General features: G+C 62.9%; 10 protein-coding genes. 8 read left to right on the forward strand and 2 right to left on the reverse strand.

The annotated features are described in order from the left end of the window. Positions 1-230: 230 nt before the first annotated feature. Together BST13_RS37740 and BST13_RS37745 are read left to right on the forward strand one after the other, a co-directional pair. Positions 231-638 carry a cupin domain-containing protein gene (locus BST13_RS37740; protein WP_245839974.1) on the forward strand — a complete coding sequence of 136 codons (408 nt, stop codon included), beginning with the start codon at positions 231-233 and terminating at the stop codon, positions 636-638. Between the two features lie 46 nt (positions 639-684). Further along, positions 685-1,773, forward strand: a complete 1,089-nt coding sequence (locus BST13_RS37745) for an IS630 family transposase (protein ID WP_083171264.1) — start codon at positions 685-687, stop codon at positions 1,771-1,773. Positions 1,774-1,818: 45 nt separating this feature from the next. Here the strand turns inward: BST13_RS37745 and BST13_RS37750 are convergent, their stop codons facing one another. Beyond that, complete coding sequence (locus tag BST13_RS37750; RefSeq protein WP_232005960.1) at positions 1,819-2,100, reverse strand: hypothetical protein; 282 nt, start codon at positions 2,098-2,100, stop codon at positions 1,819-1,821. A 441-nt stretch (positions 2,101-2,541) separates the two neighbouring features. Continuing rightward, complete coding sequence (locus BST13_RS37755) at positions 2,542-3,570, reverse strand: LysR family transcriptional regulator (protein ID WP_083171266.1); 1,029 nt, start codon at positions 3,568-3,570, stop codon at positions 2,542-2,544. Between the two features lie 196 nt (positions 3,571-3,766). Between BST13_RS37755 and BST13_RS37760 the strand changes: the two genes are divergently transcribed. From BST13_RS37760 to BST13_RS37785, 6 genes are all read left to right on the forward strand, one after another. Then, a complete protein-coding gene (locus BST13_RS37760) occupies positions 3,767-4,480 on the forward strand; it encodes an SDR family NAD(P)-dependent oxidoreductase (RefSeq protein ID WP_083171268.1) in 714 nt (237 codons plus the stop codon). 35 nt (positions 4,481-4,515) lie between these two features. Continuing rightward, entirely contained in the window at positions 4,516-5,814 is a 1,299-nt protein-coding gene (locus tag BST13_RS37765) for a flavin-containing monooxygenase (protein WP_083171270.1), read from the forward strand. A 46-nt stretch (positions 5,815-5,860) separates the two neighbouring features. Continuing rightward, complete coding sequence (locus tag BST13_RS37770; RefSeq protein WP_158087271.1) at positions 5,861-7,264, forward strand: MFS transporter; 1,404 nt, start codon at positions 5,861-5,863, stop codon at positions 7,262-7,264. A gap of 292 nt (positions 7,265-7,556) precedes the next feature. Beyond that, entirely contained in the window at positions 7,557-8,696 is a 1,140-nt protein-coding gene (locus BST13_RS37775; RefSeq protein WP_083171274.1) for a tyrosine-type recombinase/integrase, read from the forward strand. 244 nt (positions 8,697-8,940) lie between these two features. Beyond that, the gene (locus BST13_RS37780; protein WP_083171276.1) at positions 8,941-9,126 is read left to right on the forward strand and encodes an excisionase family DNA-binding protein; all 186 of its coding nucleotides are present in this window, start codon (positions 8,941-8,943) and stop codon (positions 9,124-9,126) included. Between the two features lie 600 nt (positions 9,127-9,726). Then, entirely contained in the window at positions 9,727-11,253 is a 1,527-nt protein-coding gene (locus BST13_RS37785) for an AAA family ATPase (protein WP_083171278.1), read from the forward strand. Positions 11,254-11,422: the final 169 nt, after the last annotated feature.

Genomic DNA, 11,422 nt, shown 5'->3' on the forward strand with positions numbered 1-11,422 from the left:
CCCAAGCCCCCCCCCCCCCCCCCCACCCCCCCCACCGCCCCCCCCAACGCTCCAGTCTCCTGCAATCGCAGGAGACTGGAGCGTTGCCGCCGAAAACCCCTGCGTCAGAACAGGTTGGCAGGCTCCGTGCTCCGCGAGAGCCGGGGCGCACACGAAACATCCTGTCTCCCTATCCCTGGCCTGGTGACGGAGCTCCCCGCACTGCGAATTGCTCCAAAGAACGGAGACACATGACAATATCCACTCCCCCGACCTCGACACTGACGGGGAAAGCAATCGACTCCTGGCCCGCGCAGTCGATGAAGCCCACAAAAGCCGAATGGCCCCGGATGCGCTGCAGATTCATCACCGCCGACCCGGTGGGCGCGTGGGACGACTTCATACTCATGGAGTGGGAGCTGGACAAATGTGGCTGGGAGGATTTCCACCCCCACACCGAGACGGCCTTCGTCGTGGAAGGCGAGCTTCACATCGAGTGCGACGGTGAGTCCGTCATTCTGGGACCCGGCGACACCGCACGCGTGAATCCGGGACGCACGGCACGCTACTCGGCACCCGGCTATGCGCGGATGGTAACCACCTACGGCCCCAACCCCGACGGTCGGGAATCCCACTCCTTCCGATACTTCGAAATCTGAGCCTGGAGTCCGCCACCTGTGGCCCTGGAGCCCATTGGAGACTGACGTGGTCGCACGCAGAGGCAGACCGGTCGCCGTACTGGTACTGACTGACGACGAGTCCGCGACGTTGCAGCGATGGGCCGAGCTGGCGAACCCGCCGGCCCTCGCGCAGCGGTGCCGAATCATATTGGGTTGCGCGGCAGGCAATACCAACAAGCAGGTCGCTGAGGATTTGGGCGTTTCGCAGGAGATGGTCTGCAAGTGGCGGCAACGGTTCATCGACAATCGGCTCGATGGCCTGGCCGACAAACCTCGTCCGGGCGCACCGCGCACGATCACCGACGAAGCTGTTGAAAATGTGATCGTCGCGACCCTGGAGCGGCAGCCGAAAGACGGCACGCACTGGTCACGGTCGACGATGGCCGCCGAGACCGGACTGTCACGGTCCGCGGTGGGACGGATCTGGAAATCGTTCGGAATCAACCCCCATCAAGTAGACACATTCACCATCAGCACCGACCCGCAGTTCATCGCAAAAGTGCGCGACGTCGTGGGCTTCTACCTGGACCCGCCGGAGAAAGCTCTGGTGCTCTGCGTCGATGAGAACGCGCAGATGCCAGCCACGCAGCAGAATGCGGAGGCGGTGCCGATGGTGCCCGGGATACCTTGGCGCACCAACGAATACGCGCACCACGGCATCACCACCTTGTTCGCAGCATTGGACCTGGCGATGGCCGAGCTCTACGGGACGATTCACCGTCGGCACCGGGCGACCGAGTTCAGGAAGTTCTTGGCCAAGGTGGACAGCACCGTGCCCGCCGGCCTGGACGTCCACGTGATCTGCGACAGCTACTCGACGCACAAGTCACCGACGATCACTAAGTGGCTTGCCGCTCATCCTCGATTCCACATGCACTTCACCCCGACGTATTCATCGTGGCTCAATCAGGTCGAACGCTGGTCCGGGCTACTCACCGACCAGAAACTCCGCCGCAGTGTGCACCGCTCAATTCAGGCCTTCGAGAACGACATTCGCGGTTGGATCAACACCCGAAACAACAACCCGCGCCCATTCAACTGGACCAAGTCCGCTGACGAAATCCTCGAACGCCTTGCGCCATACCTTCAACGGATCCCCGGCGCTGTCCACTAGACGGGTTCAGCACGGTGTCGATCCCGACGTCACCAACCGATCGGTCTAGCGGCGCTCACCGGACAACGACCGATAGGCACGCATAGACGCGCTGATCGGCTTGCGGAGGGCAAGCCCACCGAAGGCGCCGCCGATCGCAGTCAAAGCCGCCACGCCGCTGAGCTTCCAGAACAGCTCACCGTGACCCGTCTGGTGCACGATGACCCAGTACGCCACGCAGCCCGCCGTAAACAGCAGGATCGCTGCGAACAGCACACCGAACATCGACGGGTAGTTGGTTTTCTTGTCGGTGATCTTTTCCACCATGTCTCCCTTTGTTGGGATCACGGTCGCACCACTGCGGCCGACGAGAGTTTAATCCGGTGAGACATTGTTGCCTGGCCTTAACTCGTCCGTGAACTGTAGTACCGCTCCATTTAGAAGTCAATGGTTGACGATTGGCCTCGCACCGACTACTCAACCGTAGAATTCGACCAGAACGCGATAGCGAACCGGCACCCGTAAGTCGCTGGTGCACAACGTTGTTCAGCCAGTCAGTACACCGACAACTCGGAAATTCCGAGCCTTTCAGGAATTTGGCAGGTAACTAACAGAATTCCTCGAGGCTGGGCCTTGTAACCACGTGCGGAATATTGATGCGCACCACCAGCCAACGAACCTCGGCGATCCAATCGTTCTGCGGGCGTTGCGGTTTAGCCAAGGAGGTGCGTACAGCCGAGTTCGTCGAGACATCTCAAGAATCTGAACTAGGTTTATTTGCAACCATTCTCACGGTTTGGTGAAGGTTCGCGCCTCTGGCTGTTCGGGCGAAGCCACGACCGGACTGTCGTAGTGTGTGCCAAGCAGCGTGCTTTGTAGGTGCTCGCCCATGCGCGCTGTCATCCGTTTGTTCAGAGCGGCCATGTGACGGTGGGCCAGAGACATGAACCTTCGTGTGGCGGGGGAAATCGCTCCACCGGCTCGGGTGATGAAGGAGAAGCTCTCGTGGTAGGCCGGGTCCAGTGATACCCAACCGATGCGATTCGAGTGCTCGTAACGCAGCACGGTGAACCGCGAAACGATGGTGTCGCCGATGCCTTCAGCCGCCAATTCGAGTGCCGCTGACTGGAACTCAACCTCGATGTCGGGAGTAATGGTCACGCCGAGTTCGCGGGCGCGTTCGGCAATGCCCCGCCGTAGCGGATCCTCGGTCTGCCAGTGAGCTTCCGAGAGGATGAGGGTGGCGTCCGCCAAATCCGCGATGGTGACGGGCCGCGCGGTCCGGGCGGGGTCAGTACTGACGTAGACGACCTCGTCGACCAACACGGGCGGACTCACGGTCAGCCGTTGATCGTCGATGGGCAGCTGCACCAGTCCGGCTTCCAAGTCTCCAGAACGCACAGCGTCGGCGACTTCCGACGAGTTCAGGCCGACAATGCGGACCCGTACCCGCGGATGCAAGGTGCGGAATTCCGCGACGAGCGGCGCCAGGAGATAGCGGTGAGCGCTGCTGAAAGTGCCGAAGGACACCTCGCCGCCCGTGAGGGTGCGCGCGACGCGTGCGGTGGCGGTCAGGTCGTCGGCACTGCGCAGCGTCTGCTCCGCCAAAGGCACAATCAGGCGCCCGACGTCGGTGAGCGCAAGCGTCCGGCTGGTTCGGGTGAACAGCTGCGCACCGAGGATGTGCTCAAGTCTGCGGATTTGCACCGAAAGACTCGGTTGCGCGATGTACTCAGCGGCCGCAGCGGCCGAGAACGACCCTGCCTCGACGGCACGCAGGAAATAACGCAGCTGCCGCAGCGTAGGCCCTTCCGCCACAACTAGTTGCCCGCTCCGACAGCGCGAAACGCTGCCGAAACGATCCGGTATCGCGTCTTGAACATAACCGCGAATCTATAGGAAAAAGCTTGACCTGGCGCTCCATATCGCCCGTAGACGGGTGTCAGATCACCTCCCAAACTAGGAAAAGACTGGTCAGCGCAACGGCGATGAAGATCACCCCAAGGAGTCATCAATGGACAATGGACAACACAACCCGACAGCTGTAGTCACCGGGGCGGCCAGCGGGATGGGCCGGTCGACGGTCACCGCCCTGCTCAAGCAAGGCTGGGATGTCCTCGCGTTGGACCGCGACGTTGTCGAGTACTCCGTCGCCGGCGAGACCGTCCGGACCGTGCAGGCCGACGTCACCCGCCGCGACGACGTACGGCGCGCTCTGACGGACTTTCTGGTGCAGCGGCCACTGGATCTGGTCGCCAATGTCGCCGGTATCTACCCGCCGAGCACACTGGACACCTTCACCGAGGAGCTCTACCGCAGCGTCTTCGACGTAAACGTCCTCGGCATCCTCAACGTCACCGCCGAATCCGTTTCACACATGAGCGGCGGCGGTTCGATCATCAACTTCGCCTCCGTCGACGCGTTCACCGTGTCGCCCGGTCAGCTGCTGTACGGAGCATCCAAGGCCGCGGTGGTCATGCTGACCAAAGAACTGGCGCTGGAACTGGCCCCGCGCGGCATTCGCGTCAACGCCATCGCTCCCGGCTGGGTCAACACCCCGGGCAACGCAGCGACCGGCCGCATGGCCTCCGTGGCCACATCCATCCCCCTGGGCCGCGTCGCCGAACCGGACGAAATCGCCCGCTGGGTACTGCTTCTCGGCGGTGCGGATGCGGCGTTCATGACCGGCGAGACAGTCGTACTCTCCGGCGGCGACGTCATCCGCTGACCCGGCAACCACACATCTTCAGCGAACGGAAAATCATGGCAAACTACTGCGTCATCGGAGCCGGGGCCGCCGGCCTTTCGGCACTCGATGTCCTCAGCGCGCGCGGACACCAGGTCGACTGCTACGAGAAAAGCGATCGCGTCGCCGGTCACTGGAACACCGACTACGACGCACTGCATCTCATCACGTCGCGGAACATGACCACCTTCGAGGGATTCCCGATGCCGGAGGACTATCCTCATTTTCCGCGCCGTGATCAGGTGCGCGACTACATCGCCTCCTTCGCCACCACCCGCGGACACCGCCAACGGATCTCCTTCAACACCGAGGTGCTGTCGGTCACCCCCATCGACGGTCCCGGACCCGTGGGAAGTGCAGGCTGGACGGTCACCACCAGCACCGGCGCCGGAACGTATGACGGTGTGCTCGTGGCCAACGGCCATCTGTGGGATCCGAAGATTCCCGATGTGCCCGGACACTTCAGCGGCAAGCAGATCCACTCCGGCGTCTACCGCAACACCGGCGACATCCAAGGACGGCGGGTACTCGTGGTCGGCGCAGGAAACTCGGGCTGCGATCTGGCCGTCGACGTAGCCCAGCACCGCCTCGACGTCGACATCGTCGTGCGGCGCGGGTCCTACTTCCAGCCCAAGATGTACTTCGGCCGACCACGTCAGGAAGTCCCGTTCCTGGCCGAATTCTCGCCCGCTGAACAAGATCTCATCGCCCGCCTGTTGGCCCGCGTCTCGATCGGCGAGAACGCCGACTACCCTGGACTGCCCGTGCCACAACACCGCACGCTGGCCGACGGAGCCACCGTCGTCAACGACCTCCTGCTGTACTGGATTCACCATGGCCGCATCACGGTGAAGGGACACGGACTGGAGCGCTTCGACGGCAATACCGTGCACTTTGCCGACGGCACGGCCAAGGAGTACGACACCATCCTGTGGGCAACCGGATTCCACGCGACACTGCCGTTCCTCGACGATCAGTTGGTCACCAGGCGCAACGGCCGGCCGCTGCGCTATGCCGGCGGCATCGTTCCCGCCGGACTCGAAAAGCTCTACTACATCGGCCTGACCGCCCCTCGGGGTCCGCAGATTCCGATCTACGGCGTCCAGACCAAGATCGCCGAACGCATGATGCGCCTGCATCAGGACGCAGGCAGTCACGGGGCAGGCATCGCCGCCTACTTCGCCCGATTGCAGCAACCCGACGACCGGATCGACATCCCGCGCGACATTTGGCTCGAGCAGATCGCCGATACCAACCGGCTCCTGGACGCGCTGGAGGCGTCCACCGAGGAGCGGCTGCTCAATGCAACCAACTGATGACACCGCCGCAGCGACAACGGCATCCAGAAACGAGAACAAACCCATGGCCACACATCTGATCGATGACAGTCCGCTAACGCGGTATCACAAACGGCTGATCATCGCGTGCTCCGGCGGTCCCTTCCTGGACGGCTACCTGCTCAGCATCGTCGGGGTGGCACTCACCGGCGCCAGCAAGGAACTGGCGTTGGACTCCAACGCCATGGGCATCGCCGGCGCAGCATCGCTGATCGGACTGTTCGTCGGGAGCCTCGTGTTCGGCCCCATCACCGACCGGATCGGGCGACGAATCATGTACACCGCCGACCTGATACTCATGATCGTCGCCTCGTTGGCGTGCTTGTGGATCGGTACCGGCTGGCAGCTCATCGCGCTGCGCTTGGTCGTCGGGCTCGCCGTGGGCGCCGACTATCCGATCGCCACCTCGCTGCTCACCGAATGGATGCCGAAGAAGTACCGGGGTGCGGTGATCGGGCTGCTGTCCACCGTCTGGCTCGTCGGCGCAGTGCTCGCCTATCTCGTCGGCTATGCACTGACCTCTGCCTACGGGATTCAGGCGTGGCGGTGGATGCTCGCCAGCGGCGCGGTATTCGGAATCATCGTGCTCATCCTGCGCATGGGGGCTCATGAGTCGCCGCGCTGGCTCATCTGTCGTGGTCGTGTCGAAGAAGCCCGCCGGCACATCGCTGCGGTACTCGGCCGCGACGTCACGACACAGGAAGTCACCGCGCTGGTGGACTCCGAAGAGCAACCGCGACAGACGACCTCACTGATCGAGCTGGCGCGCGGCGATTACCTGCGCCGCGTCCTGTTCTGCGGCCTCACCTGGATGTGCATCGCCATCCCCCAGTTCGCGTTGTTCACCTATGGCCCAATCATATTGTCGCAGTTCGGCTTCGGCGACGGCGGAGCCGAGGAGACACTCGGCCAGATCGTCTTGAACCTGGGATTCCTCGTCGGCAGCCTGCCCGCCCTGCGCTGGGTGGAGACCCGCGGGAGACGCCCGCTGATGATCGGCAGCTTCCTGTTCGGAGCCTTGGCATTACTACCGCTCGGGATATGGCCAGACGCGCCCGGCTGGTTCGTCATCACCTTCTTCTTCCTGTTCACTCTCATCAACGGCGCAGGAACCATCCTCGTCTTCATCTACCCCAATGAGTTGTTCCCAACGCAGGTCCGGGCCTCCGCGGTAGGGGTGGCCACTGCGATCAGCCGACTCGGTGCGGCGATCGGCACCTACCTGGTGCCGTTGTCACTCAGCGGAATCGGTACCGGGCCCACGATGCTCATCGGCGTCGGCCTGACTGTGCTGGGGCTGGTCATCAGCATCTTCTGGGCCGAGGAAACAAGGAACAGGTCACTGACCGCGACGGCAGGCGGCACGGATCCGGTCGGTCGTAACGAGCACCCCACCTTGACCGGCGATCCGCGCAAAAGCCCTGCCTGATCATCGATTCGGCCTCGCGCGACAGTCGTTCATTGAGAGCCTGGCGCTCGCTCTGCGAAGGTTCCCGCCAGATATGAGAATGGCCCCCGGAGAAATCTCCGAGGGCCATTCTCGCTAGTAGCGGGGACAGGATTCGAATTTGCTCGCAGCAAAATTCAGTCGTACGCTCACAGCAGCGATAACGCGCTCTACCAGCATGATTGCGGAACCAGTGATATTGCCAGCGAATGCCAGAGAGTGACAGAATCGGCCTAGAGATCGCACACAGATCGCACACGAAGCGGGGACAGGAATGGCAGGCAAGACAGGCCGACGCGGCTGGGGATGGATACGGCGGATGCCCTCATCGAAGCGCTACCAGGCGAGCTATATCGGCCCCGACCTGGCCCGCCACTACGCACCCGGCACGTTCGGCACCCGCATGGACGCCGAACGCTGGCTAGGCGACGAGCGCCGACTCATCGACCAAGACATCTGGACATCACCGAAACAGCGTGCCGCCCAACGGCAGGCCGAAGCAGTCACCCTCAACACCTACGCCGACCGGTGGATCGAGCAACGAAACGTCAAACCCGGCACCAAGATCGAATACCGCCGACTCAAAGCCCAGTTGATCACCGACACCATCGGCAAGGTGGTGCTGCGCAACCTCACCCCCGACGCCGTGCGCGCCTGGTACGCCGCACTGGGCACCAAGACACCGCGCCGCAACAGCCACGCCTACGGGCTACTGCACGCCATCTGCGCGACGGCCGTGACTGATCAGCTGATCGCGTCGAACCCGTGCATCATCTCGCGTGCCATGAACCCTGTCCGCAAGCGTGAGCCGGTGATTCTGTCGATTGACGAAATGGCCCGGGTGGTCGACGCGATACAGCCGGAACGCTACCGGTGCCTGGTGCTGGTGGCGGCGTGGTGCGGGCTGCGGTGGGGTGAGGTGACCGAGCTGCGCCGCAAAGACATTGACGAGCTGTGCGAAGTCATCTCGGTCACGCGGGCCGTCACGCACCGGGGTAGCTGCCGGATCGACACCACGAAGTCAGGCAAGGCACGTGCCGTGGTCGTGCCGCCGCATATCCGCGCTGACCTCAAGCACCACCTAGAGGTCCACGTGGCGAAATCACCTGACACCTTGCTGTTTTCGGCGATGCGTGGCGGTTGCCACCTGGACGATTGGGCGTTCGCGCGCAGTGTGTTCTCCCCCGCACTCAAGACGGTTGGCCGCGAGGGTGTGCGTATTCACGATCTGCGGCATTTCGCCGGGACTCAGACGGCGCGTGTCGGCAATCTGGTCGAGACGATGAACCGGTTAGGTCACTCCACGGTGAAAGCCTCGCTGACGTATCAGGCGATGGTGTCGGGTCGTGACCGCGAGGTTGCCGAAGCTCTCTCGGCGCTGGCCTACGGTAGCGACGCGAACACTACGGTATAGCAGGACATTTCGCGACCAGGCGCGACACGCCGACACCCGCTCGGTCATTGATGGGCACCATTGGCGGGTGTAACGTGGCCCGCACATAGCTCTCAGGGGTCTACGACCAAGGGAACGACGGAAAAGGTCCAAGGATTCATATAGCGGAATCCGAGGTTGTCGCTCACCGACCCCGAGATGTCAAGGCCACCCATAGCCGACCCCGTTGGTCTCTCTTCAACGATGACCAAGGGACACATCCGTCATGGGTAAGAAACTCTCACTCGACCAGGCCGCCGAAGAACTCGGCGCATCGAAACGCACTGTGCGACGCATGATTTCAAGCGGCAAACTGCGTGCCTACCGAGTCGGTGACAGCAGCCTGGTCCGCATCGACCGCGACGACCTCGCCGCCGTGCTACAGCCGGTCGTGCCCAATGGCAAGTACTGACCGGCGCGCCAACACCGTGTATCACGGCCCGCGCGCACCGGAACACCGGCAGTCAGCATGAACCGAAACACGGTGCAGCGCTGCGCCACCGGCGACGGCAAGCCGGTGCACGCACGCGGACTGTGCGGGGCCTGCTACCGGCGTTGGCGCTTGTACGGTAGCCCATCGGGCGGCACGCATATTCGCAAACAACCGGTCGTGTGCTCGGTGGCCGGGTGCACACGTAGGTGCTCAGCGCATGACCTGTGCAACGCGCACGCGCAACGCTGGTACCGGGCAGGCAATCCGCTGCCCCAAACGCCAATTCGAAAGCGGCGCACTAAGTCCCAGTTGCGTCAACTGAGTCAGACGACTCAGAGCCTCACATGAGGAACCCGGCGTGGTCAGCGCCGGGTTCCCATCAGCAACCACCGGAACGGCTAGTGGACAACATGAACGATACACCCAACACCCACGAGTTCGGCCCGCTCGACTACGCGCACGTCGGCGATCTACCGGGCCGCTGCTGGTACTGCGGATTCCACATCAGAACGCAGGGCCACCGGCACGGCTGCAAAGGCCCGTCCCGGCACTCGCCGGACAACTCAAGGGCTGGCGGCAATGAACGATAGCGCGCCGCCAGCAGGCGATGACTTCATCGAGGCCGTGCTGTATCAGGATCGCATAAACAAAGCCGTAGCCGATGGCGCACCCCTACGTGACCTGACCGGGATGGAACTACACGACGCACTCACACGCTGGGAAGCCGACCACCGAAAGCCAACACCGAAGCGCCGCAACGGGTCCAAGTATGGCAAGGACCGCAAACGGCACATCGCGCTGAAAATCCTCGACCGCGTCGAACGCCAACTATCCAGCACGGCAACATGCCGCGACGACGCAAGCAACACCGCGATCTACGACCTCGGCAAGTTCGTCAACGAGGGCTGCCTGAGCCGAGACGAAGTGGCGGACAGCATCATTCGGGCGGCATACAGCAACGGGCTCGACAAGGACCGACGCAACGGCGGAATCCGCAAGATCCGCAACAACGTTCCGCGTGTCCTCGACGACGCGCAACGCAACGGCGAAACAGTCGACTGGACCCGATTCGACTGGCTCGCCACCGAGACCGAAGACTCAGCCGAATCCGGCGCCACACCAACAGAACTCGACACTCCCGTCTACGCGTCCGAACTCCTTACCCGTTCCGACCTGCGCAACCTACCCGACCCGCAGCCGTTGATAGACAACGTGTTAGACCAAGGAACCACGGCATTGCTGTACGGAAAATGGGGCACCGCGAAGACGTTCATCGCACTGGACTTCGCCGCGAGCGTGGCAACCGGACGCGCCTGGCAGGGACGGCCCACCGTACAGCGCCGCGTTCTCTACGTGGTGGGCGAAGGCGCGTACGGGTTCAAGGCTCGCGTGCAAGCGTGGGAAGTTGGGTGGCAGAACATGATTGGCGACGAGTGGCTGGCCATTATGCCGCACCCGGTGAACCTGACCAGGTCTGTCGATGTCGCGAACCTGATACACCTCATCGAGTGGGGTGGCTACGGCTTCGTCATTCTCGACACGCTGGCGCGTTGCATGGTCGGCGCGGACGAGAATTCGGCGAAGGACTGCGGAATCGTGGTGGACGCGTTGACACGTCTGCTGGCCAGCACACCGGGTGGTCGTGGTGTGGTGCTGGGTGTGCACCATGCCGGTAAGGACGGCAAGACGTTGCGCGGTTCGTCAGCGTTTGAGTCCGGGGCCGACACAGTGTATTTCGCCGAAAGAGACGGCCAGCTAATCAGCCTGACGCGAGAAAAACGTAAGGATGGACCCGAAAATGACTCTCACCTGCTGGTTTTCGATCCAATGCCGGGGACCGGGAGCGGTGTTATGAGTAGCGGGCAAAGTGTCATCTCAGGTGATCCGGGTGAGACCCGCGTAGCAACGTTGCGTCTCATCATGTCTCAGCATTTCCGCCTCAGCGGAGCAACGCCAACACAGTTACGTCAGTTGGCCGTTGACGAAGGCCCGATGACTCGCGCCACGTTCTACCGAGCGATATCTGACCTGCTGGAATCCGGCTGGCTAGTCAACACAGGCACGGACAAGCGACCGTTCTACTGGATCGCGAGCGAACGTGATTAGCAAACTCCGGTCTCACAGCTGTCTCACCTTTGTCTCACTCCCGCTCAAAGTCTCATCTCACCCCCCCCCCCCCCTTTTGGGGGGGGCCCCCGGGGCCGGGGCCCCCCCCAAACACCCCACCGGGCACAACCCCCAGGCCCCCCCCCGCCCCCCAAAGCCCCCCCCCCCC

Origin of the sequence: Mycobacterium aquaticum (genome assembly GCF_002086485.1) — a bacterium.
In the GTDB taxonomy this organism is placed as follows: Bacteria; Actinomycetota; Actinomycetes; order Mycobacteriales; family Mycobacteriaceae; genus Mycobacterium; species Mycobacterium aquaticum.

What these genes read in the sequence shown, in the direction of transcription:
- BST13_RS37740 (WP_245839974.1), top strand. Translation starts at nt 231, where the DNA reads ATGACAATATCCACTCCCCCGACCTCGACACTGACGGGGAAAGCAATC.
- BST13_RS37760 (WP_083171268.1), top strand. Translation starts at nt 3,767, where the DNA reads ATGGACAATGGACAACACAACCCGACAGCTGTAGTCACCGGGGCGGCC.
- BST13_RS37765 (WP_083171270.1), top strand. Translation starts at nt 4,516, where the DNA reads ATGGCAAACTACTGCGTCATCGGAGCCGGGGCCGCCGGCCTTTCGGCA.
- BST13_RS37770 (WP_158087271.1), top strand. Translation starts at nt 5,861, where the DNA reads ATGGCCACACATCTGATCGATGACAGTCCGCTAACGCGGTATCACAAA.
- BST13_RS37775 (WP_083171274.1), top strand. Translation starts at nt 7,557, where the DNA reads ATGGCAGGCAAGACAGGCCGACGCGGCTGGGGATGGATACGGCGGATG.
- BST13_RS37780 (WP_083171276.1), top strand. Translation starts at nt 8,941, where the DNA reads ATGGGTAAGAAACTCTCACTCGACCAGGCCGCCGAAGAACTCGGCGCA.
- BST13_RS37785 (WP_083171278.1), top strand. Translation starts at nt 9,727, where the DNA reads ATGAACGATAGCGCGCCGCCAGCAGGCGATGACTTCATCGAGGCCGTG.